26 protein-coding genes and 2 tRNA genes are annotated in these 26,667 nt (G+C 68.0%); 15 read left to right on the top strand and 13 right to left on the bottom strand.

Features of this window, described 5'->3' with window-relative positions:
• Positions 1-54 precede the first annotated feature (54 nt).
• Positions 55-1,773, bottom strand: a complete 1,719-nt coding sequence (locus ACFVWR_RS00245; protein ID WP_387207436.1) for an alpha-amylase family glycosyl hydrolase — start codon at positions 1,771-1,773, stop codon at positions 55-57.
• A gap of 137 nt (positions 1,774-1,910) precedes the next feature.
• Positions 1,911-2,753 (bottom strand): pentapeptide repeat-containing protein, encoded by an 843-nt coding sequence (locus ACFVWR_RS00240; RefSeq protein WP_387207025.1) that lies wholly within the window; start codon positions 2,751-2,753, stop codon positions 1,911-1,913.
• Between the two features lie 110 nt (positions 2,754-2,863).
• Between ACFVWR_RS00240 and ACFVWR_RS00235 the strand changes: the two genes are divergently transcribed.
• From ACFVWR_RS00235 to ACFVWR_RS00225, 3 genes are all read left to right on the top strand, one after another.
• Complete coding sequence (locus tag ACFVWR_RS00235; protein WP_387207024.1) at positions 2,864-3,820, top strand: aldo/keto reductase; 957 nt, start codon at positions 2,864-2,866, stop codon at positions 3,818-3,820.
• Positions 3,821-3,917: 97 nt separating this feature from the next.
• Positions 3,918-3,989, top strand: a tRNA-Thr gene (locus ACFVWR_RS00230).
• 35 nt (positions 3,990-4,024) lie between these two features.
• A tRNA-Met gene (locus ACFVWR_RS00225) sits at positions 4,025-4,098 on the top strand.
• A 54-nt stretch (positions 4,099-4,152) separates the two neighbouring features.
• Here ACFVWR_RS00225 and ACFVWR_RS00220 read toward each other — a convergent pair.
• Together ACFVWR_RS00220 and ACFVWR_RS00215 are read right to left on the bottom strand one after the other, a co-directional pair.
• Complete coding sequence (locus ACFVWR_RS00220) at positions 4,153-5,058, bottom strand: SDR family oxidoreductase (protein WP_387207023.1); 906 nt, start codon at positions 5,056-5,058, stop codon at positions 4,153-4,155.
• The gene (locus tag ACFVWR_RS00215) at positions 5,055-5,477 is read right to left on the bottom strand and encodes a nuclear transport factor 2 family protein (protein ID WP_387207021.1); all 423 of its coding nucleotides are present in this window, start codon (positions 5,475-5,477) and stop codon (positions 5,055-5,057) included. The genes ACFVWR_RS00220 and ACFVWR_RS00215 overlap by 4 nt, the downstream gene beginning before the upstream one ends.
• Before the next feature lie 58 nt (positions 5,478-5,535).
• Here ACFVWR_RS00215 and ACFVWR_RS00210 point away from each other — a divergent pair, with 58 nt between their 5' ends.
• Positions 5,536-6,171, top strand: a complete 636-nt coding sequence (locus ACFVWR_RS00210; protein WP_387207019.1) for a TetR/AcrR family transcriptional regulator — start codon at positions 5,536-5,538, stop codon at positions 6,169-6,171.
• A gap of 275 nt (positions 6,172-6,446) precedes the next feature.
• On the opposite strand, the gene ACFVWR_RS00205 is transcribed toward ACFVWR_RS00210, so the two are convergent.
• On the bottom strand, positions 6,447-7,019 hold the full coding sequence (locus tag ACFVWR_RS00205) for a TetR/AcrR family transcriptional regulator (protein WP_387207018.1): 573 nt from the start codon (positions 7,017-7,019) through the stop codon (positions 6,447-6,449).
• Positions 7,020-7,107: 88 nt separating this feature from the next.
• Here ACFVWR_RS00205 and ACFVWR_RS00200 point away from each other — a divergent pair, with 88 nt between their 5' ends.
• Positions 7,108-7,560 carry an anthrone oxygenase family protein gene (locus ACFVWR_RS00200; RefSeq protein ID WP_387207017.1) on the top strand — a complete coding sequence of 151 codons (453 nt, stop codon included), beginning with the start codon at positions 7,108-7,110 and terminating at the stop codon, positions 7,558-7,560.
• A gap of 37 nt (positions 7,561-7,597) precedes the next feature.
• Here ACFVWR_RS00200 and ACFVWR_RS00195 read toward each other — a convergent pair whose 3' ends face one another.
• Positions 7,598-7,864: a hypothetical protein gene (locus ACFVWR_RS00195; RefSeq protein ID WP_387207016.1), complete on the bottom strand. Its 267-nt coding sequence runs from the start codon at positions 7,862-7,864 to the stop codon at positions 7,598-7,600.
• Positions 7,865-7,961: 97 nt separating this feature from the next.
• Here ACFVWR_RS00195 and ACFVWR_RS00190 point away from each other — a divergent pair, with 97 nt between their 5' ends.
• The gene (locus tag ACFVWR_RS00190) at positions 7,962-8,429 is read left to right on the top strand and encodes a MarR family winged helix-turn-helix transcriptional regulator (RefSeq protein ID WP_387207015.1); all 468 of its coding nucleotides are present in this window, start codon (positions 7,962-7,964) and stop codon (positions 8,427-8,429) included.
• Positions 8,430-8,490: 61 nt separating this feature from the next.
• Here the strand turns inward: ACFVWR_RS00190 and ACFVWR_RS00185 are convergent, their stop codons facing one another.
• The 3 genes from ACFVWR_RS00185 to ACFVWR_RS00175 form a co-directional block, all read right to left on the bottom strand.
• Entirely contained in the window at positions 8,491-8,694 is a 204-nt protein-coding gene (locus ACFVWR_RS00185; RefSeq protein WP_387207014.1) for a hypothetical protein, read from the bottom strand.
• 189 nt (positions 8,695-8,883) lie between these two features.
• On the bottom strand, positions 8,884-9,552 hold the full coding sequence (locus tag ACFVWR_RS00180) for a GAP family protein (protein ID WP_387207013.1): 669 nt from the start codon (positions 9,550-9,552) through the stop codon (positions 8,884-8,886).
• Between the two features lie 9 nt (positions 9,553-9,561).
• Positions 9,562-11,211 (bottom strand): SulP family inorganic anion transporter, encoded by a 1,650-nt coding sequence (locus ACFVWR_RS00175; protein WP_387207012.1) that lies wholly within the window; start codon positions 11,209-11,211, stop codon positions 9,562-9,564.
• A gap of 232 nt (positions 11,212-11,443) precedes the next feature.
• Here ACFVWR_RS00175 and ACFVWR_RS00170 point away from each other — a divergent pair, with 232 nt between their 5' ends.
• The 7 genes from ACFVWR_RS00170 to ACFVWR_RS00140 all read left to right on the top strand — a co-directional run bounded on the left by ACFVWR_RS00170 (position 11,444) and on the right by ACFVWR_RS00140 (position 19,505).
• On the top strand, positions 11,444-12,787 hold the full coding sequence (locus tag ACFVWR_RS00170; RefSeq protein WP_387207011.1) for a DUF1254 domain-containing protein: 1,344 nt from the start codon (positions 11,444-11,446) through the stop codon (positions 12,785-12,787).
• Between the two features lie 12 nt (positions 12,788-12,799).
• Positions 12,800-14,128, top strand: coding sequence for a DUF1254 domain-containing protein (locus ACFVWR_RS00165; RefSeq protein WP_387207010.1), 1,329 nt, complete (start codon positions 12,800-12,802; stop codon positions 14,126-14,128).
• Between the two features lie 169 nt (positions 14,129-14,297).
• Entirely contained in the window at positions 14,298-16,061 is a 1,764-nt protein-coding gene (locus ACFVWR_RS00160) for a beta-propeller fold lactonase family protein (protein ID WP_387207009.1), read from the top strand.
• Between the two features lie 96 nt (positions 16,062-16,157).
• The gene (locus ACFVWR_RS00155; RefSeq protein ID WP_387207008.1) at positions 16,158-17,219 is read left to right on the top strand and encodes a phosphotransferase family protein; all 1,062 of its coding nucleotides are present in this window, start codon (positions 16,158-16,160) and stop codon (positions 17,217-17,219) included.
• A 94-nt stretch (positions 17,220-17,313) separates the two neighbouring features.
• A complete protein-coding gene (locus ACFVWR_RS00150; RefSeq protein ID WP_387207007.1) occupies positions 17,314-17,751 on the top strand; it encodes a hypothetical protein in 438 nt (145 codons plus the stop codon).
• 9 nt (positions 17,752-17,760) lie between these two features.
• Positions 17,761-18,879 (top strand): histidine kinase, encoded by a 1,119-nt coding sequence (locus tag ACFVWR_RS00145; protein ID WP_387207006.1) that lies wholly within the window; start codon positions 17,761-17,763, stop codon positions 18,877-18,879.
• Positions 18,876-19,505 carry a response regulator gene (locus tag ACFVWR_RS00140; protein WP_387207005.1) on the top strand — a complete coding sequence of 210 codons (630 nt, stop codon included), beginning with the start codon at positions 18,876-18,878 and terminating at the stop codon, positions 19,503-19,505. The genes ACFVWR_RS00145 and ACFVWR_RS00140 overlap by 4 nt, the downstream gene beginning before the upstream one ends.
• A gap of 15 nt (positions 19,506-19,520) precedes the next feature.
• Here ACFVWR_RS00140 and ACFVWR_RS00135 read toward each other — a convergent pair whose 3' ends face one another.
• Both ACFVWR_RS00135 and ACFVWR_RS00130 read right to left on the bottom strand, forming a co-directional pair.
• A complete protein-coding gene (locus ACFVWR_RS00135; RefSeq protein WP_387207004.1) occupies positions 19,521-20,087 on the bottom strand; it encodes a hypothetical protein in 567 nt (188 codons plus the stop codon).
• Positions 20,088-20,100: 13 nt separating this feature from the next.
• Entirely contained in the window at positions 20,101-21,249 is a 1,149-nt protein-coding gene (locus ACFVWR_RS00130) for a zinc-dependent alcohol dehydrogenase (protein ID WP_387207003.1), read from the bottom strand.
• A 186-nt stretch (positions 21,250-21,435) separates the two neighbouring features.
• Between ACFVWR_RS00130 and ACFVWR_RS00125 the strand changes: the two genes are divergently transcribed.
• Together ACFVWR_RS00125 and ACFVWR_RS00120 are read left to right on the top strand one after the other, a co-directional pair.
• Positions 21,436-22,953 (top strand): SulP family inorganic anion transporter, encoded by a 1,518-nt coding sequence (locus ACFVWR_RS00125; RefSeq protein WP_387207002.1) that lies wholly within the window; start codon positions 21,436-21,438, stop codon positions 22,951-22,953.
• A 141-nt stretch (positions 22,954-23,094) separates the two neighbouring features.
• Complete coding sequence (locus ACFVWR_RS00120; protein WP_387207001.1) at positions 23,095-24,453, top strand: flavin monoamine oxidase family protein; 1,359 nt, start codon at positions 23,095-23,097, stop codon at positions 24,451-24,453.
• A 164-nt stretch (positions 24,454-24,617) separates the two neighbouring features.
• Here the strand turns inward: ACFVWR_RS00120 and ACFVWR_RS00115 are convergent, their stop codons facing one another.
• Complete coding sequence (locus ACFVWR_RS00115) at positions 24,618-25,655, bottom strand: agmatine/peptidylarginine deiminase (RefSeq protein WP_387207000.1); 1,038 nt, start codon at positions 25,653-25,655, stop codon at positions 24,618-24,620.
• Positions 25,652-26,620 (bottom strand): nitrilase-related carbon-nitrogen hydrolase, encoded by a 969-nt coding sequence (locus ACFVWR_RS00110; RefSeq protein WP_387206998.1) that lies wholly within the window; start codon positions 26,618-26,620, stop codon positions 25,652-25,654. Before ACFVWR_RS00110 ends, ACFVWR_RS00115 begins: the two co-directional genes overlap by 4 nt.
• Between the last annotated feature and the right edge of the window lie 47 nt (positions 26,621-26,667).

Raw genomic sequence — 26,667 nt, 5'->3', positions numbered from 1 at the left:
ACGGATGTCCGCAGCTCGCAAGAAGGCGCCCCTCGGCGCCCGGGCGCCCCGGTCCTAGCTTGCCAGCCAGACGGTGACGTCTTGCGGGATGACGTCGCCGGTGAGCGGTGCGCTGGAGAGCAGCACCTCGCCGGCGGGAAGCTCGACCGGCGCAGCGCCGATGTTGGCGACGACCGTCACATTCCCGTTGCGGAATGCGAGCACGTCGTCACCGAGCGACAGCCACTCGAGCGTGCCGAAGGCGAGGTCGTTCGCCTCGCGCGCGGCCAGCGCATCCTGGTACATCGTCAGGGTCGAGCCGGGAACGCCCTGCTGCAGGTCGCGCGCATACCGAGCCCAGGATGCGGGTTGCGGCAACCAGCTCGCGGCGTCGGGCCCGAAGCCGTACGAGGCGGCGTCCGCCTCCCACGGGATGGGGACGCGGCAGCCGTCGCGCCCGTAGCGCTCGCCGTTCGTGCGGAACCACGTCGGGTCTTGACGTGCGGCGTCGGGAAGGTCGATCGCCTCGGGAAGGCCGAGCTCCTCGCCCTGGTAGAGGTAGGCGGAACCGGGGAGGGCAAGCATCAGCGCGGTGGCCGCGCGGGCGCGGTGCAGGGCGAAGGCCGGGTCGGGGAGACCGGTGGACTTCGGTCCGATGCCGTGGCCCTGCAGGTTCTCTCCTTCGAGCGCGAGCCGCGTGGCGTGGCGGACGACGTCGTGGTTCGACAACACCCAGGTGCTGGGAGCGCCGACGCTGCCGAACACCGAGATCGAGCGGTCGATCACGTGACGCAGAGCCTCGGCGTTCCACGGCGTCTCCAGGTAGCCGAAGTTGAACGTCTGCTGCATCTCGTCGGGTCGCACCCAGAGAGCGAGCTTCTCGAGCGGCTCCACCCAGGCCTCGCCGCAGAGCACGCGATCGCCCTCGTACTCGTCGAGCACCTTGTGCCAGTCGCGGTAGATGGCGTGCACGCCGTCTTGCGCCCAGTAGGGCGGGGTCGGCGGCTCGCCGGCCGCGTGGCCGCCGATCTCGGGCTCGAGCGCCACTCCGCCGCCCATGCTGCCGGCGTGCTCCGGCGGCGTGTAGTCGGGCAGGCCTGCCTCTTTGATCATGCCGTGGGCGACATCGACGCGGAATCCGTCGACGCCACGGTCGAGCCAGAAGCGCAGGATGCCGCGGAACTGCTCCCAGACCCACGGGTTCTCCCAGTTGAGGTCGGGCTGTGACGTGTCGAACAGGTGCAGGTACCACTGGCCGGGGGTGCCGTCGGCTTCGGTCAAGCGCGTCCAGGCGGCTCCGCCGAAGATGGACTCCCAGTTGTTCGGCGGGAGCTCCCCGTTCTCGCCCTTGCCGTCGCGGAAGATGTACCGGTCGCGCTCGGGGCTTCCGGGAGCCGCGGCGATGGCGGCCTGGAACCAGGCGTGGTCGCTCGACGTGTGGTTGGGCACCAGGTCGATGATGACCCGCAGGCCGAGACCGTGCGCTTCGCTCAGCATGGCGTCGAAGTCGGCGAGTGTTCCGAAGAGCGGGTCGACGTCGCGGTAGTCGGCGACGTCGTAGCCCGCGTCGCGCTGCGGGGAGGTCTGGAACGGCGAGAGCCAGACGGCATCCACACCGAGATCGCGCAGCGAAGGAAGCCGCCGGGTGATGCCCGGCAGGTCGCCGATGCCGTCGCCGTCGGAGTCGGCGAACGAGCGGGGGTAGACCTGGTAGATGACGGCGGAGCGCCACCATTCGCGACGGGGAAGGCTCTCGGAGAGGGCGGGCGCCGTGGCTGCACGCCCCGGAACGATCGGGGAGTCGGTTGTAGAGATTGTCGTCACCTAAGTCTCGAAGGGAGGGAACGGTTAGACAATAGCCGCGCCCCTTCGGGGTTGACCAAATCGAAGCACAACGTTTACACAGCATCTACCGGCCGGGCGGTGGCCGCTCAGCGCGCCCAGTGCGCGGGGCGCACGACGGTCGACGGGAGCCGCGTGCGGGCATCCCCTCGCGCCGCGTTCATCTGCAGTTGGGTCACGTAGATGGCGGTGGCCAAGTTCGCACCCGCCAGGTCGGCATCGCGCAGGTCGGCGCCGATGAGGTCGGCTCCCGAGAGGTCGGCGTCGCTGAGGTCTGCCGCGATGAGAAGCGCGCCTCGCAGTTCGGCGCCGCGAAGGTCTTGTCCGTGGAGGTCGGCGCCGAGCAGGTCTGCGCCGGGACCGACCCGTTTCGACCGCTTGCCTCGCGGGTGCTGCGGCTGTGCGCTCCGAACCAAGCGGCTCGCCTCGCGCAGCAGCTCCGCGACCGGTGCCCGCACCGCGTCGAGGTCGAGGTCGAGGATGCTCTGCGCCGACGACTCGGTGAGCGCTTCGACCTCGGCCTCCGCGCGCTCCAGTTCGGGGCGGAGGGATGCTGCGCCGGGCATCCGGATGGCCTCGTCCAGATACCGCAGAAGCTCGTGCAGCTGCCGCATGATCGGAAACACGGCGAACATCTCCGACCGGGTCTGAGGCGCTTCGACCCAGCTCTTTCCGGAGTAGGTCGTCTGCGAGACCTTCTGGCCGGCGCCGTGGCAGTCGAACACCGTGCACCCGGCGAACCCGCGCTCGCGGAGCTCAGGGTGGATCGTGCAGCGGAAGCCGTCGTCGAGGTTCACGCACGGGTCGCCGGCGCTCTTGTCGAACGCGAAATCGGAGGACCGGGCGAAAGCGAGCGCGACGCAGCACAGCCCGAAACAGTCGGCGCAGTTCGCCAGCAGGTCGGGACGAGCTCCGCGGTCGATCGTCGTCATCCTTCCAGGGTATGCGTTACCGAATGTCACGCGCGGGAATGATGGGGCCGGGGGAGGCGGTTAGCGTGAGTGGACGACTTCACGCAACGGCTTCATCGAAGGAGACATACATGACCGCACCCCGCCGCACCATCGGAGGTTCCGACCTCTCCGTCTATCCGCTGTCGCTCGGTGGCAACGTCTTCGGTTGGACGGCCGACCGCGACACATCGTTCGCCGTGCTCGACGGCTACACGCGCGCGGGCGGCAACTTCGTCGACACGGCCGACGGATACTCGGCGTGGGTGCCGGGCAACACGGGCGGTGACTCGGAGCGCATCATCGGCGAATGGTTCGACGCCCGCGGCAACCGCGACGACGTCGTGCTCGCCACCAAGGTCAGCCAGCACCCCGACTTCAAGGGACTGGCCGCGGCCAACATCGTGAAGGCGGCGGATGCGTCGCTCCAGCGGTTGCAGAGCGAGTACATCGACCTCTACTACGCCCACTTCGACGACGAGACGGTTCCCCTCGAAGAGACGGTCGCCGCGCTCTCCGGCCTGGTCGACGCCGGCAAGGTGCGGTACATCGGCATCTCGAACTACTCGCCGGAGCGCATCCGCGAGTGGTTCCGCATCACGGAGGCCGAGGGGCTGCACCGCGCCGTAGCCCTGCAGCCGCACTACAACCTGGTCGAGCGCGGTTTCGAGGATTCGTATCGAGCGATCGCCGAGCAGGAGAACCTCGGCGTCGTGCCGTATTTCGCCCTCGCGGCGGGCTTCCTCACCGGCAAGTACCGCGACGGCGTTCAGGTCGACAGCGCCCGTGCCGCCGGCGCCTCGAAGTATCTCGACGACCGGGGGCGGTCCGTTCTCTCCGCCCTCGATGACGTGGCGGCAGCGCAGGGAACGTCCATCGCATCCGTCGCTCTGGCGTGGCTCGCGGCACAGCCCACCGTCGTCGCGCCGATCGCCAGTGCGCGCACGCTCGAGCAGCTTCCCGACCTCATTGCGTCGGTCGGACTGGAACTGACCTCGTCGGAGCTCGAAGCGCTCGACGCGGCGTCGGAGGAGGCCGAAGCGGCCTGACCCGCGCCTGCGTTCGGTGGTACGGAGGAGGGCCGCGCGGATGGTATTCTCTTACGGTTGCCAAAAACGTGCGGCGTTTCGCCGAATCGCAGGCTACGCCCCCTTAGCTCATTGGTAGAGCACTTCCTTGGTAAGGAAGAGGTAGTGGGTCCGATTCCCACAGGGGGCTCCGTCCTCCCGGTGTGAACCACCGTGGAAGACTGCGGCGGGGTAGCTCAGGTGGTTAGAGCACACGGCTCATAATCGTGGTGTCGCGGGTTCAAGTCCCGCTCCCGCTACTAAACCCCCAGGATCTCGCCATTCTGGGGGTTTTTTCCTGCCTCTGAGCGGGCTCATTCAGGTGAGTCCTCGTGGCTGCTCGCGATGTGCGCTAGCAGGGTTGGGCGCCCGTCGAGGGGTTCGATCGCACTGGCGGCGGGCTCAGAGTTCGTATGAGTGTGGGTAGCAGTGGTCGTGCTCCGGTCCATCATCAGGGCGGCGCGGTTCTGGCGTGCGAACGCCGGCTTGACGGGTGTGGACACGATGGCGAGGGCCCGTAGGAGTGGTCGCGGCAGGTGGCGGAGTGGGCCGTTCCAGTGGCGCGCTTCCTGAAGTGCTTGGGCGAGCTGGTTCATGGTGATCAGTTCTCCGGTGACCTCCAGGATCCTCCCTCGCAAACGACGGTCGCTGACCGCCCGGCTGACGAGGTCGGCGACGTCGTCGGCGGAGGTGAAGGGAATCGGCTGGTCACCTCGGCCGAATATGACGGGTCGCCCCGTGGAGCCGGCTGTTTCGGTGAGAATCGCCAGCCAGGTCTCGATGTAGGCGGGGGCTCTCACGATCGTCCAGGGTGCGCTGTTCGCCTGCGCGTACTGCTCCGCCGCGTATTTGGCGCGGAAGAGGTCGAGAGGGTGATCCGGTGCGGCGCCGCTCACGGATACGAGCACGAAACGCGCCCCGGTCGCCGCGGCAGCATCGATGAGGTTGGCGTTTCCTCGTTGATCCACCTCGGCTGGGCCGGCGCCGCGACCGCCGAGGAAGCCGTGCACGGCGGAGATGACGACGTCGGCACCGGCGACGGCAGCATCTAACCCCTTCCGGCGCCTCACATCCATGCTGATCACGCCGACGTCGGACCCGAGCACCGAGCGAGCGCGGTCGACGTCCCTCACCAGGACGACAATGCGTTCGCCGCGTCCCTGAAGCCGGGTGACGATCAGTCGGCCAAGGAGCCCACTGCCGCCGGCTACGACGATCATGGTGTTTCACCCGCGTGCACGTGAGCCTGCACGGCCTCGTCCACTGTCGACTCCGATTCGTCGACCGGTTCGAGGTAGAAACGAGCTGAGACCGCGCGCTCTCCCTCGAGCCTGAAGATGATCACTCCGCGCATCCGATGAAGGGTGCCGTCGAGACGTGTGCCGCTCATCTCCCACTCGGACCAAACGTCGCTGCCGTCGACTGCCTGGCTGACGATTGCGGCCGTGATGTCCGGCACGAAGGTGAAGATCCGGCTCCAATTGCTGCGCACCTGAACGGCGCCTGAGAAGCTACGGCCGGGATGCGCGGGTGTCTCGTTGCGGTAGTCGGCCGCGAAGCAGTCCACGAGCGCTTCGAGATCGTGATCGTTCGTCGCGCGCTGAAGGCGCTGGAGGAACGGAAGTGCAGCTCTGGACATCTCTGCCTCGATTTTGTTACAGTCGTCTGTAACCATTTACTTGAGTATGGAGCGCGGAATGACGGGCGTCAAGCGGCAGTATGACGGCGAGGCCCGGCGCGCACGAGCCGAGCAGGTGCGGGTGCAGATCCTCGAGCGTGCCAGGGAGATGCTTCTGCGCGACGGATATGCCGGCCTCACCATTCCCGCGGTGGCTCGTGCCTGCGGCGTCTCGGCGGAATCGGTGTACAAGCGGTTCGCGGGTCGAGCGGCACTGACTCGCGCGGTCGTCGAGGAGGCGTTGCACGGGCTCGGCCCGGTGGCGGCCGAAAGTCGCTCGGACGCCCTGCCCGCGGACGATCTCCCCAAGCTGGTGGACGGGTGGGGGCGTCTCACGGCCGAACTCGCGCCACGGGTGGCGCCGATTCTTCTGCTGCTCGAGAACGCGGCAAGCCATGATGCCGAACTCGCAGAGCTTTCTCGCGGGCTGAGCGACGATCGCCGAGCCAGGATGAGGGAGAACGCGCTCCGCCTCTCGCGCGCAGGGCACCTGCCCGCTGCCTTTTCCACCGAGCACGCGACCGACGTCCTCCTCACCTACAGTTCTCCCCAGCTGTACGACATGCTTGTCGTCCGCAGCGGGTGGAACCTCGCGGAGTACGCCAGGTTCGTCAGTGTCGGAATCGCGGCTCACTTGTCCGCGGTACAGCAATGACTGGCTTCAGACCTTGAGGCCGTGCCGCCTTCGTTCGACGCTAGCTTTTGTACGACCTACGGGCGGACTTCGACGCTTACCGGAACATCGCGCACGACAGACTTCGCCAAGCTCTCGTACATCTAGACTCGCGAAGCTCCCTCGACCGGTGCTCAGGCTCGCGATAGGGCAGGGGTTCCGCTGGTCCATCACAAGCGGCAGCTGAGGATCGCTGTCGGACGGCTGGATATTGGCGCGCCGGTGGGGGCGTCATATGGGTGGACGGGGCGCCGGCGTTACGGGTGCGGAACCATCGTGAAGCGGGCTCCGAGCTCGGCTATGCGGTTGGCGCGGTGCTCAGAACGCATGCGGCCGGCGCGTTCGAGCAGGCTGATGCCGTGCAATGCTCCCCAGAGCACTTCCGTTGCCGAGCCGTCGCCGTCGTCAGCGATCGCATCCGAGAGCACGTCGAAGGCTGCACGGAGGTTCGGGTCGGTGTCTTCGCTGGCGAACCGGGTGTCGATCGGCTGCTGGAACATGGCTTCGTAGACAGCCGGATGCTCGGTGCCGAAGTCGAGGTAGGCGATCGCAACGGCCTCGATCCCACGCCGCCCTCGTTCGCCATGGAGCGCTGCGCGACAGTTCTGCGTCAGCTCGACGAAGCCCTCCATCGCGAGGGTCAGCATGATCTCCGACTTGCCTCCGGGGAAGTGGCTGTAGAGCACCGGCTGGGTGTACCCGATGGCTTCCGCGAGGTGCCGGGTCGTCACAGCCGCCCACCCGTCGGCGTCGGCCCGCTCCTTCGCTGCAGCGAGGATGCGGCGGCGTCGCTCCTCGGTGCGCTGCCGGCGTGGCGTCTGATCTGGCATCGGTCCTCCTCTTGCGATCCTGTCCGTCGCCCCCTACGGTAGCACTGCTAGCGTTTCTAGTGACGCTAGATTCTGAAAGGAAGATGCAGTGATCTCCGTTCTCGCCATCATCACAACGACCGTCGTCGGCCTCATGGTCGGCGTCGAGTTCTCGGTCGCCTTCGTGATCAATCCGATCGTGTCGCGCCTCCCTGTCGGCGCCTCCCTGACCGCACGAGCGCATGGGGGTCGAATGCTCGGCCGCGTGATGCCGTTCTGGTACTTCGGCTCCCTGATCCTTACCGCGGCCCTCGCCGTGGCGCAGTGGGGCACGACGACCGCCGTCGCGGCCGTCGTCGCGGCAGCCCTGCTGGCCGTGACCGTCGTGATGTCCGTCGCTCTGCTGGTGCCGATCAACAATCGCTCGAAATCGTGGACCGCGGACGACCACCCTCAGGATTGGAGGGAGCAGCACCAGCGCTGGGACCGGCTGCACTACGTGCGCGTCGCGATCCTCGTGGCCGCCTTCGTCCTCGTCGCCGTCGCGGTCACGGCCCTCTGAGGCGAACCGACGACACAGGAGCCTGAACCCGGCGCCATCACTCGCCGGGATCGGGTTCGTGCCTGGATCCGTGCTCGGACTCGTGCTCGGCCTTGGGGTAGTTGCCCGCCCGCTGGTGCGTGGTGCGGACGAGGGGAGGCTCGCCGTCCCGCTCCGCGCCGATGTATGTTCCGGCTACATCGGCTTCAGGTCCGACGCCCCCGCGCTCGGTGTACTGTCCGTGGACTTCGCGCGGCTCGGGCGTCTCAGGGTCTGCCTGCGTGTAGCGGCCCTCGAGCCGGTCGCGTTCGTTTTCCTGCGCCATGGTCACCGCCTCCTCTTTGATTGCGATAGCGCAATTATCTCACGATTCCTGCCGCTCGGCGTGGGGATATAGGAGCGATTCGGGGTAGAAAGGACAGATGAGCGAAGACGAGCAGGTCGAGGCCGCCTTGGGCGCCGCCGACGTCCTCATGCGCGTCGCCGCCCGCTCTGTCATGGAGGTGGAGGACATCGTCACCTCGCCGCAGCTGCGGATCCTGGTCCTCATCGCGCGGCGCGGACCCCGCACGGCGGGCGATGTCGCCGCTGAACTCGAGGTGCATGCCTCCAACGCAACGCGCCTCAGCGACAAGCTCGTCCAGGCCGGACTCGTCGAGCGCCGCGAGGATCCGGAAGACCGCCGTTATGTCTGGCTCACTCTGACAAGTGCGGGCCGGCAGCTGGTGGAGCGCGTGATCGGCCACCGACGGCAGGCGATCGCCGAGGTACTGGCGGCGATGCCTCCGTCCGAGCGCGCCGCCGCCTCCCGAGCCTTCAGCGCGTTCTCTCGCGCCGCCAGCGCCGACCCCGACGACGACGGGCGCTTCACCCTCCTGCAGCCGGGATAGCGCATCCGCGTGAGTACTGCGCGCTGGTGCCGCGCCAGTCGGCTGCGATACCCCACGGTGGTTAGTGCACGTCGTCGCGAGCCATCGCAATCGCTGCGGCGATGTCGGCGGTCGTCGTCAGCCCTTGCCCCTCGGCCGAGAGTACGAACGTCGAGTCCTGCGGCCGTGCGTTGTCGACGCGGCTCTCCACGATATGAATCCATTGATAAGCCCGGAGCTCTGCGCGACCGGCGGAGCGCAACTCCATCGGTGTCGTGCCGTCCATCCCGAGGACATTGTGCATTCGGGGCGACGTCGCGTTCCGATGGCGCCCGTCGTCGAACAACGATCGTCGAGACATGCATCCGACCGAGCGTGAGTGCCGCTTGTGGACCGGCAGGCCCGCCTCCAACGACCGCCGCCTGAAAATTGTCCACCAAGTTATCTTGCTCCCACTTGCGAACTCGCCCGATGCCTAGAAAGAGCCGATGCCCTTGCCGATCAGTACCACTCCGATCACCAGAAGCAGAACGGCCATGACGGTCGCGTTGTTGTGGACGAGCCATTTGCGGAGCGATTCGAGTGGGCCGGCCATTTTGGAGGACGCGGCCAGGAACGCGACCACGGGGACGGCGACGGTGGAGGCCGCGATGATGGTGAAGATCACGATGGACAGGATGCTCTCGCCGACGGCGAGGCCGCCGGAGCCGATCGCGACGCCGGCTGCGACGCCCATGAGCAGGTTCTTCGGGTTCAACCCGGACAGCAGGAATCCGAGTACGAGGCCCCGGGCGGCGGTCATGGTGTCGATGGCGGCCATCCACTTGGGCAGGGTCGGTTCCGTGTCGCCCTGGGGGCGGGACCGCCATTGGCGCACGGCGAGCAGGAGCAGTAGCACGCCGAGGATGATTTTGATGACGCCGGCAATGGGCTTGGAGTCGTCGTCGCCTTGTGGGATCACGGAGGCCAGCAGCGTGAAGACCACGACGGCCACGATGATTCCGAGGAGCCAGCCGAGGAGGAAGCCGAGGCTGGTGCCTTTGGCTTTCGGGGAGAGGAGCATGAGGATTGCGGCGATGATCGGGATGGGGCTTATTGCGATGCCGAGTGCGAGGGGCAGGATTTCTCCGATGACGGAACCCATGGTGTTCTCCTAGTCGGTCGCTTCAGGCCGGGCGAGAGCGGCGAGCGCTGCCCGGTTGGTTGGGTAGATGGTCTCGTCGGTGACGAGATCGAGGGCGCGCATCCGGTCGATGATCTGGCGTCGCGGGCGAGTGTAGGCCAACGACACCGATCGGTCGGAGAGCCACGTCTTCAGCGAATCAAAGGCCTCCGCGCCGGTGACGTCAATGTCGGTGACCGCCTCGAGGTCGAGCACGACGTGGTGGACGCCCGGCGTGGTCGAGACGGCGCGTTTCACCGCGTCGGAGAACACGGAGCCGTTCGCGAAGAAGAGTGGAGCGGCCATCCGGATGACCAGGACGCCCGGGGCGGTCGCGGTGCCGGCTGGGGCTGGGTCTAGCAGTGACGAGCCCGGCTCGCCGTCGGCAGCGAGCACGTCGATGGCGGGGGTGGAGGCGCGTTTTGCGAGGTTGATGAGTGCGAGCACGAACGCGATGACGATGCCGGGGATGGCCCCGATGAACAGGGTGGCGAGGAAGCAGACGGCGCCGATGATGAACTCGAAGCGGTCCTGCTTCCAGAGCAACCGGAAGTCGCGGATGCCGAGCAGCGGCAGGATGGCGATGCCGACGATCGCCCCGATGGCTGGCGATGGGATGTGCTCGAGCAGGGCGGTGCCGAAGAGGAGGAGTAGCAGGGTGCCGACCGCGGCGACGACGGTAGGCCACTGGGTGCGGGAACCGGCTTGGTCCATGGCGGCGGTGCGGGAGGTGGACGATCCGACCGCGAAGCCTCCGGTCGCGCCCGCGGCGACGTTCGCGGCCCCGAACGCGAACAGGTCGCGGTTGGGGCTTGTGCTGTAGCCGCGCTTCTCGCCGTAGCTGCGGGCCACGAGCAGCCCTTCGGCCATCGTCACCATGGTGAGAGCGATCGCCGAGGGGATGAGGGCGAGCCAGGTTGCCCATGGGAGCACGGGCCAGGTGAGGGTGGGCGGCCCGGCGTCGACCGGGCCGAGCACGGCCACGCCCTGCTGCTCCAGGCCCGTGGTTACGACCACGACGGTGGCGGCGATGAGCACGATGAGCGCCCACGGCACAGCCCGAGCGAGGCGGCGGCCGATCACGAGCACGGCGACAGCTGTGGCGGCGATCAGCACCGACCATCCGTTGAGAGTCGGCAGGCCGGTGACGAGACCGGCGACCTTGTCGACGAACTCGCCACCGGAGTCGATCTTCACGCCGAGCATTTTGGCCAGCTGGCTGATCAGGATGTCGAGCGCGAGGCCGCCGACGAAACCGATGAGGATGGGCTTGGAGAGGAAGTTGGCGAGGAACCCGAGCTTGAAGACCGCCGCGAGGGCGAACAGCACCCCGCAGATGATGGCCTGAGCGAACGCCATCGTCAGGTAGCCGGCGCTGCCCGCGACGGCGAGCCCACCGAGCGAGGACGCCACGAGGGCGGCCGCCGCCGCGTCGGGTGAGGCGACGAGCTGTCGTGACGACACCAGCAGGGCGTACACGATCGCGGGCACCACGAGCGCGTAAAGCCCCGCCGTCGGAGGCAGGCCCGCGATCTGGGCGTAGCCGATGTTCAACGGGACGGCGATCGCGAGCAGGGTGACACCGGCGATCGTCTCAGTCGCCGCGTTCCGCCAGGTCAATCCGGCTAAGGGTCGCTGCATATGGTGACGTCCCCCTTGAAATCGGCCATGGGCCCAACCCGAGGGCACCCCGTGCGGGTGCTTCATTGTCACCTACACGGCACCGTTCTGTCATTCACCAATTGGCAGTAGCGATGTTTGCGGCTGACGCCTATGGTCGAGTCAGACGCAGCCCCGCCGGGGGCGTGCAGTCGATTGGGGAGCCGGAAGAGCCCCGGTTCGCAGGAGCAGGACTTCACGACTTGGGGGATTCATGAGGACCATCGAAACCGACTCCGCGCAGATCACGCAAGCGTACCTCTACGGGTTTCCTCTCGTGTTCAACCTCGACCAGGTCACCCGGTACGTCACGGAGGGTGTGGGGGCGAACCCCGCCGCTCCGTTCAACACGTTCAGCCACGCCCGCACGCTGGCCGGCCCCGCCGACACGTTCGTGACGATCAACAACGACACCGTGTACTCGATGGCGCAGCTCGACCTCAGCGTCGGCCCCGTCGCCCTGCATGTGCCCGACACCGACGGCCGGTACTACGTGCTGCAGTTCGTGGATGCGTGGACCGACAACTTCGCCTACGTCGGCCACCGCGCCACCGGCACCGGCGAGGGCGACTTCCTGCTCGTCCCGCCCGCCTGGGCCGGCACCGCGGATTCCGGGGCCACGGTGATCAGATTCCCCACACTGGTGGCCTCGATCGTCGGCAGGTGGGCGGTCGCCTCCGACGATGAGCTGCCCATCGTGCACGCCCTCCAAGACGCCACCACCTTGACACCCATCGATCCCGATGCCGTTCCGGCCGGCCTCGCCGCACCGGATGCCGAAGTTCCAGAAGAGCTGCGGTTCCTCGAGAAGCTGCGCATCTGGTCGCAGCAGTTCCCGCCCGCAGGCCGTGACAAGCCGCTTCAGGAAAGCTTCGCTCCGCTTGGCCTGACAACCGAAGGCCCATCCCCGTACGCTGGGCTCCCCGCCGACACCGTTACCGCTCTGGCCGGTGGGCTTGAGCACGCGAAGGAGGCCCTTCACACCGCGCTCGTGTCGGGTCATTCGCCGGAGGTCAACGGGTGGAAGCTCGTGTTCCATGCGTTCGACTACAACTTGGACTTCTTCGAAGTCGGCGCTCTCGACGACGACCAGTTCAAGATCGCCGACCCCAAGCTGCGGATCATTGAACGGGCTGCGGCGGCGATCGGCGGGCTGTGGGGCAACCACCCCTACGAGGCCGCCTACATCGTGACCTACCTCGACGATCAGCACGAGCAACTCACCGGGTCCCGCACCTACACACTGCGGCTGCACCCGACACCGCCGGTGAAGGCCTTCTGGTCGCTCACGATGTACTCGGTGCCCGACTTCTATCTCGTCGAGAACCCCATCGGCCGGTACTCCATCGGCGACCGCACCCAAGGAGTCGTGCTCGACGACGATGGTGCGCTCACGATCACCATCAGCCACACGCAACCCACCGACTCGAAAGCGGCCGCCAACTGGCTGCCCAGTCCCGCCGGCGACTTCCGTCCCGTGATGCGCATGTACGAGCCCGACGCATCCGTCCTGGATCAGAGCTACGTGTTCCCCGCAATCACCCGCATCGAGAGTTGACAAGGACCGATCATGACCGACCTCACAGCCCTGGCCGCCGATGCGTTCATCTTCGGCTACCCGCTCGTCTACAACGTGAACTCCCTCCAAGTCATCTCCGGGAAGGGTATGGGAAGCCTGCCCGCGACCCCGTTCAATCAGTTCGGCTTCGCGCAGAAACTCGCCACCCCAGCGGACCCGTTCGTGAGCGTCAACAACGACACCGTCTACGCCCTCGCCCAGCTCGATCTCTCCGGCGGCCCCCTGATCCTGCACGTGCCTGACACTGACGGGGCCTATTACGTGCTCCAGTTCGTCGACGCCTGGACCAACAACTTCGCCTACATCGGCCGCCGTGCCACCGGCACCAGCGAAGCCGACTACCTCATCGCCGGCCCCGGCTGGGACGGCCAGAACCCTGGCAACCTGCCCGTCATCGACGCCCCCACGAACGTCGTCAGCATCGTGGGCAGGCTCGCTTGCTCCGGCCCCGACGATCTGCCACGGGTGCTCGAGCTGCAGAAGCACTTCACTCTCACCCCCGGCAGCACGAACACCGCGCCGGCCGGTATCCCGCACGGGAACCCCGAACTCGCCAAGCCGTTGCAGTTCTGGGACCAGCTGCGCCTCTGGTCACAGACGTACCCGCCCGCCGGTGACGACCGCGACTATCTCGCGGGTCTCGGCGCGCTCGGACTACACGACCAGGGCGACCCCTACGCATCCGCCGACCCTGAGCTCGCGGCAGCATTGACCCAGGGACTGTCGGCCGGGCAGAAGCGGCTCGAGAAAGCCGCCCGGGCCGAAGACCCCAACGCCGTGAACGGGTGGCAGATGAGCCTGCACCTCTTCGACTACAACCGCAGTTCCTTCAGCGTCGGAGCTCTCGATGACGACAAATGGAAGATCGCTGACCGTGACGCGGCCTACCTCGACCGAGCCGTCGCTGCTCGCAACGCCCTGTGGGGGAACCACGCCTATGAGGCCGTCTACCCTCAGATCTACGTCGACGACAGCGGGAACCAGCTGAACGGCTCCAACCGGTACGAAATGACCTTCACCGAGCTTCCGCCCGTGGACGCGTTCTGGTCGATGACGATGTACTCCACCCCCGAGTACTATCTCGTCGACAACCCCATCGACCGGTACTCCATCGGCGATCGCACCGCGGGCATCCGCTTCGCCGACGATGGCTCCCTCACCATCACCCTGCAGCACGACGAACCCGCCGATCCCGACGCGAAAGCGAACTGGTTGCCCACACCAGAGGGCGACTTCCGGCCCATGATCCGCATTTACCAGCCCCGCGAAGCCGTCCTCGACGGCAGCTACACACTGCCTGCCATTCGCCGCATCACCTGAGTTCCGCCGCCCACTGCGGGAGTTCGAAAAGGGTCTCCTGTGCGGTTGCCGTATGCCATGCTGTGTCGAGGCGCGCCGTCTGATTGGTCTCACGGTTCTGAGGCGCGTTCCGTCGTGTCGTTTGGTGGGAGAGGGCAACGTGGCCTCTTCCTCGGGGGAGAGGTAGAGCATGGGCTCTCGCACTTTTGGTACTCGTTCTGTGTCTGGCCGCTTACGGGGTGCGACGTTAGCGGTCGTGAGTGGGATCGCGTTGGCCTTAGCCATGCCTCTCGCGGCAACAGCCGACACAGTGGTCGACGCCATCGCGGTCAATGACGCGGCTGGGACCTCTTCCACTGCGATGGTTGCGTCGCCAGACGGATCGCGTCTCTATGTCTCGGATGGGACCACCGGGACTGTGTCCGTCGTTGACACGACCACGAAGACCATCATCGGCTCGGTGCCGGTCGCCAACCCGATCGGGCTGGCGGTTTCCCCAGATGGAACGCGCCTCTATGCCGTGTCCAACGGCACGAGCACGCTCGTTGTCGTCGATACGGTGACGGATGCCGTTGTGGCCACTGTCCCGGTGGGCGCTGCACCGTTCGGTGTAGCGGTTTCTCCGGACGGGGCCCGTGCGTATGTCACCAGCGTCAATGGAGTCAACGGAATAAGTCCGGTGACAGTCGTGGATACCGCTACGAACACTGTCGTCACCACCATTCCTGTCCCCACCGGTCCGCGCGCGGTCGTCGTATCGCCGGACGGAAGCCGCCTTTACATCGCGTCCTCGACCCCCTCGACCCACGACATCTCCGTGGTCAGCACTGCCACCAACGCGGTGATCGCAACCATTCCGGTCGGTGTTTTCGCCAACACCGTGAACGGGTTTGCCTTCTCCACCGACGGCAGCACCTTGTACGCGGCCAGCTCCGCGGCTGACTTCGTCCGAACGATCGATACCGCGACCAATACCATCACTGCCACGATCCCGGCCGGTGACGGGGCCTTCGGCGTGGCCCTCACCCCCGACGGCACCCGCGCCTATGTCACCGACGCGGTAGCCGGCACGGTCTCGGTGATCGACAGGGCCACAAGCGCCGTCGTGTCCAACGTCACCGTCGGCACCACCCCGCGCAGCATCACCATTTCACCGGACGGCGCCTTCGCGTATGTCGCGAACGCCGGTTCGAACACAGTGTCCGTCATCGCGATCGATACCTTCCCCACGATCGCGACGACCACCATTCCGTCCGGCACGATCAACGCCGCGTATACGAGCACGATCGCCGTGACCGGAACACCGACACCGACCCTCGCGGTCACCGCCGGCAGCCTCCCGCCCGGCGTGACGCTCACCGGCGACACGATCGGCGGCGCGCCGACCGCAACGGGTTCCTACACGTTCACGCTCACGGCCAGCAGCTCGGTCAGCGGAATCCCCTCCACTGTCTCGCAGCCATACACACTCGTCGTGGCTGCGCTGGCGCCGGATGCTCCGCTCACCCTGACCGCGGCAGCCGACAACGGAACCGCTGTGCTGGACTGGACCGCACCCGCATCCGACGGGGGTGCCGCGATCACCGGATACCGGATCGAGCGCAGCATCGACGGGGCAGCGTTCGCGACCCTGGTCGCTGACACTGCATCCACCGCTGTCACGTACACCGACGCGACGACTGCTGCGGGCCACACCTACAGTTATCGTGTCTCGGCGCTGAACAGCGTGGGGGTCAGCGCGGCTTCGAACACCGCCACCGTCGAGTTTCCGGCCTCCGGCACTCCGAGCGGGGCGACCCCGCCGGGAGGAGCCGCAGTCGGAACCTCGTCACCGGCGACCGACCCGGGACTTGCCGACACAGGAAACAATGTAGCGAGCCCGCTGCTGCTGGCTCTGGGTCTACTGGCCGCCGGCGCGGCGGCCGCGGTGTCGCGCAAAAGGCTGACGCGCTAGCCTGCTACGACCCCTGCCTGACCGGGAGCCACCTGCCGTGGCGAGTAGAAGTCCCTGGTCCATTCCCAGACGTTACCGAACAGGAAACCCACCACGATGGAGTCATTTCGCGATGCCGTGAGCGCAGCCGTCGGCCGGTCTGACGCCGAACCGATCGACGTGGTCCACGTGCCGCTCGACTACGATGCCTTCCTCGCGCATCGCGCGGTGGGACGAGTGCGAGGCGCGGCGGTCGTCGATGGCGAGCGGTTGCCGTGGTCGATGATCGAGAAGCGCACGGAAGGCCCCGACTCGGCCTCGCCCTACCTTCGCGACAACGGCCTGCGCGAGCTGGCCGCCTACCGTTCGCGACTCTTCGACGACATGCCTCCGGGCATCCGGGCGCCTCGTGCCTACGGGACGCTGCTCGAACCGGATGGCGCGATCACCCTCTGGCTCGAAGATGTGCCTCACGAGGGCGCGCGACCTCTGGACGGGCAGGCGATGCTCACCGCGGCACGCCACCTGGGGGAGATGAACGGCCGGTGGTTCGGGCGAGCCGTCGAGCCCTGGATGTTCGAGGGCTGGATCGACCGGCACGCCCAGCCGGAAGCCGTGGAGCGGTCGCTGGAACTGGTGCGCAGTGCCCATCCGGCTGTCGTTGCCCGGCTCGGCGACCGGGTCGCGCTCGCTGAGCGACTGATGCTCGACCAGCCGCGCGTGCGCGAGGTGCTCGAGGCGCTTCCGCAGACTCTCTGCCACCACGACGCCGTCGGGGCGAACGTCATCCGAACCGGGCCGGCCACCGTGCTGATCGATTGGGAGTCGGTCGGGCCGGGCACAGTGGGGGCGGACCTTGCGTCGCTGCTCTTCGCGTCGGTGCGCCGCGGGGATGCTTCTGCGGTCACAGTCGCCGCCGTGCTCGACGACGCCGTGCGCGCGTACACCGACGGCTTCCGTTCGGAGTCGGCCGACGTCGCCTCCGACGAGATCCGTCGAGGGTTCGACGCCGCGGTCGCACTCCGCTGGAAGCTCGCGGCCGACGTGGTCGAAACCATCGCGAGCGGCCGACCGGCGCGACGGGGGAGCCTGCCGGACGAGGCTCCCGGCCAGGCGCTCGACGAGCTGGTCTCGCTCGTCGACCTCGTGCTTGACACGGCCCGCCGCGTGCTCGACTAGGGGCGAAAGCGCAGCGCTCAGCACCAACCGATCGATGACGAGCCCTACCCGAACGGTTGATTCGTCGAGCGCCCAGGATCGCGAACCTGGATGCATGACAGAGACACGCATCCACCCCACCGCCCTCACGAAGGCGGCCCTCGCTCGCCGCGCCGCGTTCCGTCCTGTACTCGTCGTGCTCACCGGATTCCTCGTCGTCAGCATCGCGATGGAGGCGGTGCTGATCGTGCAGAGCGTCTCGGGCACCGAAATCGACCCCGCTGTCTGGGTGCGCTGTTCGATCGTGCTCGGCAGCTCGATCCTCCTGCTGGTGTTCGCCGCCACCGCTTCTCGGGGCTCCCGGCCCGCTTGGCGGCGGCTGCGCATCATCGCTCCCATCGTCGTGGTGGCCGTCATCGTGATCGTCGCGATCCCCGGCTTTCTGCCCGATTGGGTGCGCGTCGAGCAGGCGGTGTGTGGCGCCCTGGTGCTGCCGGCGGCGATCCTCGTGAACCTGCCGGGCATGAGCATCCTGTTTCCCAAAGAAGCGTAGGGTCTGCGTATGGTCGACCCGCGCTGGCGGACCGTGCTCACGGTCACGCCGTATCTGGTGCTCGGGCTGCTGGTCGCCTTCGCGCTGGCCGCGAGGTGGGGCGACTGGAACCGGCTGGTTCCCGAGTTCGTGCTGTGCGCGGGATACGCGGTGAGCATCGTGGTGTTCCGCGATCTCCGGATCGCCTGGCGTCGCCCCGCCGCGGCGACCGCCGCCTTCTTGACCGTCGTGATCGCGCTCAACCTCGCGCTGGTGCTGCTCGACAGCTGGTTCGCGTTTCTCACCGTCGCCACGTTCACCTTCGCCTATTCGCTGACGGAGTGGCCGTGGGAGCTTCTCGCCGTCGGCGCCACCGCCACGGTCGCCGGTCTCGCTCAGTCGTCCGGTCTGGGCGCCGACGCGATGGGCTTCGCCGGGCGCGCGGTGATCGTCGCGGTCAACGTGACGATCATGTGCGGGCTGTCGTGGGGCCTCCGTCTCGCCCAGCGGCAGCAGGAGCGCACGGCGACGAAGGCGGCGACGGAGGCGGAGCGCTCCCGCCTCGCTCGCGAGATCCACGACACCCTGGCGCAAGGATTCGCGGGCATCGTGACGCAGCTGCAAGCAGCGGAGCAGGCTCCCGACGTCGCGGCGCGCGACCGTCACACCGGCTCGGCGCTCGCGCTGGCCCGGGATGGGCTGGCCGAGGCCCGGCGCTCGGTGCAAGCGCTGCGCCCTGTGGCGCTCGACTCGGTCACCCTCCCGCAGGCGATCGGCACCACCGCCCGCCGCTGGTCGGAGCGCACGGGCGTCGCGGTGAACGTCGATACGAGTGGTGAGCCCGCTGCCCTGTCGACGAACGCCGAGGTCGCCCTGTTGCGCACCGCGCAGGAAGCGCTCGCCAACGTCGAGCGCCATGCGCGAGCCCGGCATGTCGTACTGAAGCTCCGCTACGACCGTCGCGGCGCATCCCTCGAGGTGCGCGACGACGGATGCGGGTTCGAACCCGGCCCGGCGCAGCAAGACCCCTCCTCTGGTGGCTACGGCCTCACGGCGATGCGCGAGCGGATGGAGGCGCTGTCGGGCAGGCTGCTCGTCGAATCCGCTTCCGGCCGCGGCACCGCCATTCGAGCGGAGGTTCCCGCGTGAGCCTCGTGCGTCTCCTGGTCGCCGACGACCATCCCGTTGTTCGCGACGGCATCGTGGGCATGGTGTCCTCCGACCCGCTGATCGAGGTCGTCGGCGAGGCGTCCGACGGTGCCGAGGCCGTGGCGCTCGCGCGGGCGCTCGTGCCCGACGTCGTGCTGATGGATCTGCGGATGCCCGGCACAGACGGCGTCAGCGCCATCCGTGAGCTGAGCTCGCTCGGGCTGGCGACCCGGGTGCTCGTGCTCACCACGTATGACTCGGACTCCGACGTGCTCCCGGCGATCGAGGCGGGCGCGACGGGCTACCTGCTCAAGGATGTGACGCGCGACGAGCCGGTGCGCGCCGTGCATGCGGCCGCGAAGGGTCACGCCGTTCTGGCGCCTTCGGTGGCGTCGCGCCTGGTCGATCGTGTTCGCACATCCGACAGGCTCCTCAGCCCGCGTGAGCTCCAGGTGCTGGCGCTGGTGGCCGACGGAGTGACCAATCGCGCGGTCGGTCTGCGGCTGCACGTGAGCGAGGCGACCGTGAAGACCCACCTGCTCAGCGTCTACGCCAAGCTGGGCGTTGGCGATCGTGCGGCAGCGGTCGCGGAAGGGTTCCGTCGCGGGCTCCTCGGACGATCGTGAGGCGCCCGCAGCCGCTCACCGGCGTCGCGCGACGCGCTTGACGACGGAGACCACCGCGATTCCGGCGAGAACCCAGGGCCCCGCGACGATGATGGGGTCCATCCAGGCGTGCTTGACGTCGGCCCGGCGCTGGCCGAAGCGCGACGAGATCGGGCGATGCCGGCGCTCGCCGAAAATGCCGGTCTCCGTGATCGGGTTGTCCGGATGCGCGCTGGCGAGCGATCGCACGTGACTGCCCACGGCGTCGACCCGATCGCCGAGCATCAAGAGCAGCCAGTGCGCGGCCCGGCCCTCACTGTAGTGGTCGTACGCGTACCGGCGGATGGCACCCGACACCCCGTGCAGCGGTGCGGAGGTACCGAAGACCGGAGGCAGCATCCCGTGCTCGATCGAGCGCTCGCGCCCGGCGCTCGGCTCCTGCCGGTCGGGGAACGTCCAGTGAGCGCCGGTCGGCAGGTCGAGCTTCTCTCGGGGGACGGAGGGGCGGTCGCTGGGGTCCGCATCCGCGCCCCAGCCAGGGATGCGCGCGCGGAGCTCGTCTGGCGAGAACTGCTTGCGGTGGTCGTCTGCGATGTATGGCATGCCGGAACTCCCTTCAGGCGGCGTTCGGAACGACGAGTGTCTTGATGCAGCCGTCAAGCTTCGCCGAGAACAGGTGGTACCCCTCGTCGATGTGTTCGAGCGGTACCCGGTGCGTGACGATGTCGCTGGGCTTCAGGTAGCCGTTCTGGATGTGCTCGAACAGACGCGGCCATTGGCGCTTCACCGGGCACTGGTTCATTCGCAGGGTGAGACCTTTGTTCAACGCGTCGCCGAACTTCACCGCGCTGAACAGCGGACCGTATGCGCCGATCACCGAGACCGTGCCTCCCTTCCTGACCGAGTCGATCGCCCAGTTCAGCGCCACGGGCGAACCGCCCTGCAGTTTGAGCTTCGCCGAAGTGACGTGCTGGAGCAGGTTTCCGTCCGCCTCGGCGCCGACCGCATCGATCACGACGTCGGCGCCGAGATAGTCGGTGGTCTTCTTCATCTCGAGCACGATGTCGTCGTACTGGCTGAAATTGTAGGTCTCGACCTGGGCGAACGATTCCGCCTTCTCGAGCCGGTAGTCGAGGTGGTCGACGACGATCACACGGCCGGCGCCCATCAGCCAGGCAGATTTCGCAGCGAACAGCCCCACGGGGCCGGCTCCGAACACCACGACGGTGTCGCCCGGCAGGATGTCGCCGAGCTGCGCCCCGAAATAGCCGGTGGCGAGCGCGTCGGTCAGGAGCACCGCATCCTCGTCCGCCATCCAGTCGGGGATGACGCTCGGCCCGACGTCGGCGAACGGCACCCGCACGAATTCGGCCTGGCCGCCGTCGTACCCGCCGCACGTGTGCGAGTACCCATAGATTCCGCCCACAGCGGTGGCGTTCGGATTGACGTTGTGGCAGTTCGAATACAGTCCACGCGCGCAGAAGTAGCAGGAGCCGCAATACACGTTGAACGGCACCATCACGCGATCCCCACGTTTGAGGTTTTGAACCGAAGACCCCACCTCTTCGACCACACCGATGAACTCGTGGCCGAAGGTCATCCCAACCCGGGTGTCGGGCATCATTCCGTGATAGAGATGCAGATCCGATCCACAGATCGCGGCAAGCGTTACGCGCACGATCGCGTCGTTCGGATGCTGAATCTTCGGGATGTCCTTCTCGACAACGCGGACCTTGTACGGTCCGCGATACTCCATTGCACGCACGGAAGCCTCCTCGATTTTGTGCGCAAGGTTCTCACCGCGCCGTGCGTGTTTCTAGGGATTCACATCGGGGCAGACCCGGCCTAGCGTGGCGGCGTCCGCTGGCGCCGGTAGACTCCCTGAGTCGATTTCCCCGCTGCCGAAAGGACCGCCGTGCGGCCCGCGACGGCTGCCGGCACACGACCCCCGATGCCCCTCTCCCCGTCTGCGCCCCCATCCACCCGGTTCCGTCTGCCGTCCGGCCAGGTCCCGGTGCTCGCCGTGCTGCGCCGCCCGCGCTTGCTCGCCACGGAGGTGCTGGCCGGCATCGTGACCACGCTCGCGCTCATCCCCGAGGTGATCTCGTTCTCGATCATCTCGGGCGTCGGGCCCGATGTCGCGCTGGTCTCCTCCGTGGTGCTCGCCATCACGATGTCCTTCCTGGGCGGCCGCCCGGCGATGGTCACCGCCGCCGCGGGATCGGTCGCGCTCGTTCTCGCCCCGATGGTGCACGCGCACGGAACGGCGTACGTGCTGCCGGCCGTGCTGCTCGCGGGGCTCATCCAGATCGCGTTCGGTGCGGCCGGCCTGGCGAAGCTCGTGCGGTACATCCCGCGGTCGGTGATGATCGGCTTCGTGAACGCGCTCGGCGTGCTGATCTTCGTGGCGCAGGTGCAGCACCTGGTCGACGTGCCCTGGCAGGTCTACCCGCTGTTCGCCGTGACCGTGCTCATCGTCGTGTTTCTGCCGCGACTGACGAAAGCGGTGCCGGCGCCGCTCGTGGCGATCGTCGTGGTGACCGCGGCCGTGATGGTGATCGGGATGAGCGTGCCGACGGTCGGAGACGAGGGCACGGTGAGCGGAGTGCTGCCGGGCATCACGCCCTGGACCGTTCCGTTCGACCTCCAGACCTTGCAGATCATCGCGCCGACTGCGTTCGCCGCCGCCCTGGTCGGGCTGCTGGAGACGCTGCTGACGGCGAAGCTCGTCGACGAGCTCACCGACAGCCGTTCGGCCAAGGGCCGCGAGTCGTGGGGACTCGGCGTCGCGAACATCCTCGCCGGGCTGTGGGGCGGGGTCGCCGGCTGCGCGATGATCGGGCAGACCGTCGTCAACGTTCAGATCGGCCGGGCGCGCACCCGGATCTCGACGCTTGTCGCCGGCCTGTTCCTTCTGCTGCTGGTCGGCGTGCTCTCGCCTGTGATGGCGGCCATCCCGATGGCGGCGCTCGCGGCGGTGATGATGATCGTCGCGTTGCAGACGGTCGACTGGCACAGCGTGCGCCCGTCCACGCTGCGACGGATGCCGGTGCCCGAAACGCTCGTGATGCTCGTCACCGTCGCGGTGGTGGTGGCGACCGGCAACCTCGCGATCGGCGTCGGAGTGGGGGTACTGCTCGCGCTCGTGTTCTTCGCCCGCCGCATCGCGCATGTCGTGCGGGTGGAGCGTACCGTCGATCCATCCGGCGAGGTGGCGCGCTACCGGGTGCTCGGTCCGCTCTTCTTCGCATCGAGCAACGACCTGGTGGAGCAGTTCTCCTACGCCGACGATCCGCCTCGTGTGATCGTCGATCTGAGCGGGTCGCATGTGTGGGATGCGTCGAGCGTCGCTGCCCTCGACGCGGTCGAGACGAAATACGAGAAGCATGGCGCGACGGTCGAGCTGACTGGCCTCAACCCGCACAGCCGAACGTTCCACGGCCGGCTGACCCGCTCGCTCGGGAGCTGACGCCGAGCGCCGGCGCTCAGCGCCCTCACCGTATCGACACGGTGTCGACGCTCTTCGCCCCGGCTATACACCGCGTACAGTCGACCGGGAGCGGCCCGCCCATACGATCGGGCACAGCAATCGTTCTGAGGGAGACCGGCAATGACCAGCATCGAGCGCGACGTCGTGATCGTGGGAGCGGGCGCCTCCGGGCTGACCGCGGCCACGGAGCTGAAGAAGGCGGGGCTCAGCGTCGCCGTTCTCGAGGCGCGCGATCGGGTCGGCGGCCGCCTGTGGACAGACGACATCGACGGAGCCACGCTCGAGATCGGCGGCCAGTGGGTGTCGCCCGACCAGGATGCGCTCATCGACACGCTCGCCGAGCTCGGCCTCGAAACCTACGAGCGCTATCGCGAGGGCTTGAACATCTACATCGGCCCGGGCGGAGAGCGCCGCACGTTCGAGGGCGAGATCTTTCCGGTGCCGGCGCCGACCGAGCACGAGATCGTCACGCTCATCGAGCGTCTGGATGCCCTGGTCGCCGAGATCGACCCCGACCGGCCTTGGGAGCACCCCCGAGCCAAAGAGCTCGACGAGATCTCGTTCAGTCACTGGCTCGAGACGCAGACCGACGATGAGGAGGCCCGGCAGAACATCGGCATGTTCATCGCCGGAGCCATGCTCACCAAGCCGGCGCACGCGTTCTCGGCGCTGCAGGCGCTGCTCATGGCGGCCTCGGCCGGGAGCTTCTCGAACCTCGTCGACGCCGACTTCATCCTCGACAAGCGGGTGAAAGGCGGACTGCAGCAGGTGCCGCTTCTGCTGGCCGAACGGCTGGGCGGGGATGTTCACCTGAACGCTCCGGTGCGCACGTTGCGGTGGGACGACGCGGGCGTCACCGCCATCGCCGACGGTCTCGAGGTGCGGGCGCGGTACGCCATCCTGGCCTTGCCGCCCATCCTGATCAGCCGCATCTCTTACGAGCCGCCGCTGCCGCGCCGCCAGCAGCAGATGCATCAGCACCTCTCGATGGGGTTCGTGATCAAGGTGCACGCGGTCTACGAGACGCCGTTCTGGCGCGCGGACGGCTTCTCGGGCACCGCCTTCAGCCCCTACGAGCTGGTGCACGAGGCCTACGACAACAGCTACGACGGCGACCCGCGGGGAACACTCGTCGGGTTCGTCTCCGATGAGGAGGCCGACTCGGTGTTCGCGCTGAGCGCGGAGCAGCGCAAGGCCCGCATCCTCGAATCCCTCTCGCACTACTACGGCGAGGCGGCGCTCGACCCCGTCGTCTACTACGAGAGCGACTGGGGCAGCGAGGAGTGGACGCGCGGAGCGTATGCGGCGAGCTTCGACATGGGCGGCCTCGCCCGCTACGGCTCCGACCTCCGGGCGCCGGTCGGCCCCATCCACTTCTCGTGCAGTGACATGGCCGGCAAGGGCTACCAGCACGTCGACGGCGCGATCCGCGTCGGCCGCGAGACCGCCGCGGAGATCGTCACCCGCACTCAGCGCTAGCGCCTGCGCTCAGCGCCCCACAGACCGGGCGCGGCTTGTTCGTGGCTTGCCGCGCCCGCCCTTCCTCCGCCGCTCCAGCACCCTCGGGCGGCGAGTGGCGAGTAGTCGTGACCTGGAGAGCTCCGCAGGTCACGACTACTCGCCCTTGGCGCGCCTGGAACGGGCTACACCCGTGGCTGTTGCTGCGTGATGCAGTGGATGCCGCCCCCGCGCGCGAAGAGCGGGCGCGCATCCACGGTCACCACCGAGCGCCCGGGGTAGGCCTCCGCGAGGATGGCCGCGGCCTGCGCGTCGTTGTCGTCGCCGAAGGAGCAGGCGATGACGCCGCCGTTCACCAGCAGGTGGTTGATGTAGCTGTAGTCGGTCCAGCCGTCGTCGTCGCGCAGCGTCGCGGGAGCGGGGACCTCGATGATCCGCAGGGAGCGGCCGGCCGCATCCGTTGAGCCCTCGAGCACCGCGCGCAGCGAGCGGGAGACCTCGAAGTCGGGATGCGACGGGTCGCGCTGGCTGTGCAGCAGCACGACCCCTGGCTCGGCGAAGGCGGCGACGATGTCGACGTGGCCGCGGGTGCCGAAGCGTTCGGAGTCGCGCGTGAGGCCTCGCGGCAGCCAGATGGTCTTCGTGGTGCCGATGGTACGGGCGAACTCGGCCTCCACGTCGGCGTGGGTCAGGCCCGGGTTGCGGCCGGGGTCGAGCTGCACCGTCTCGGTGGCGAGCACCGTTCCTTCGCCGTCGACGTGGATGCCGCCGCCCTCGTTCACCAGCGCGCTGCCGACGAGGGTCGCGCCGGCCCAGTCCGCGACGCGCGCGCCGACCTTGCTGTCGTTGCCCCAGGTCGCCCAGTCCTGGGCGCCCCAGCCGTTGAACACCCAGGCGACCGCGCCGAGTGCGCCCGTCTCTGCCGAACGCACGAACGTGGGGCCCATGTCGCGCATCCAGGCGTCGTCGAGGGGCGCTTCGCGCAGCTCGATCGAGCCGGACAGGTAGCGCGGAGCCACGTCTGCGTCACGCGGGTCGACGACCACCGTCACGGGCTCGAACTCGGCGATCGCGTTGGCGACGGCCGCCCAGGTCGTGCGAGCCTCCTCGGCGTCTTCGGCGGAATCGCCGAGTGTGTATCCGGAACTCGGCCAGGCGAGCCAGGTGCGCTCGTGCGGGTCGCCCTCGTGCGGCATCCGCCAGCCCAGCGGGGCTCCCGTCATCGGTCGTCTCCGGCGAGCAGGGCGTAGGTGTCGGGGCGACGCGTGGCCAGAAACGGGAAGAGAGTCAGCCAGTCGTCGCGCTGCGGCAGATCGAGGTCGACCACCAGCACCGCTTGCTCGTCGCGCGGAGCCTCGGCGAGGATGCGGCCGTACGGGTCGCTCACGAACGACGAACCGTAGAACGTGTTGCCGGGCGTTCCGTCGGCCCGTGTCTCGGCGCCGGTGCGGTTCGGAACGACCATGAAGGTGCCGTTGGCGATGCCGTTGCCGACGATCACCTGGCGCCACAACGGCTGGGTGTCGAAGTCGGGATGGTCTGGCTCGGAGCCGATCGCGGTCGGGTAGACCACCACGTTCGCGCCCTGCAGGCCGTAGGCCCGCGCGACCTCGGGAAACCACTCGTCCCAGCAGGTCGGCAGCCCGAGGCGAACACCCGGGAGTTGCGCCAGCTCGTGCACCGGATACGGCTCGTCGGCGGGACCGGCCCGAAAGTACTTGTCTTCGTAGTAGCCGGCGGTCACCGGGATGTGCAGCTTGTTCGTCTTCGCGACGATCTCGCCGGAAGGGGAGACGACGATCGCGGTGTTCAGTCCGCGGCCGTCGTCGTCGCCGGTGCGCTGGTAGAGCGACGCATGAACGTAGACATCGTTCGCGGCGGCGACGGATGCGGCCCAGCGGCGGGTCGGGCCCGTCTCGAGGGCTTCGGCCAGTTCGTCCGCGCGGCCGTCGGGAACGGTGTCGGCCGGGTAGCGGGAGAGGGTCAGCTCGGGGAGGAACACGATGCGGGCGCCTTCGCCGGCGGCCAGTGCGACGGCCTCGGCGAGCGACGCCTCGAGCTCCGCAGGGTCGGACTGCCAGGCGTGCTGCACGACGCCGATGCGCAGCGGCTCGCTGTCGGAACGGCTGCCGGCGACACGGGCGAGCGAGACGGGGGCGCCGGTCGAGCGCACGAGTGAGAAGGTCATGGGTCCACCCCGGGGTGCTAAAACGAATGGTGTTCGTTTATTATGCA

The organism is Leifsonia sp. NPDC058292, from assembly GCF_042880955.1.
GTDB lineage: Bacteria > Actinomycetota > Actinomycetes > Actinomycetales > Microbacteriaceae > Leifsonia.
Note: the sequence above shows the minus strand (reverse complement) of the source record. Positions and strands in the feature narration are given on the sequence as shown.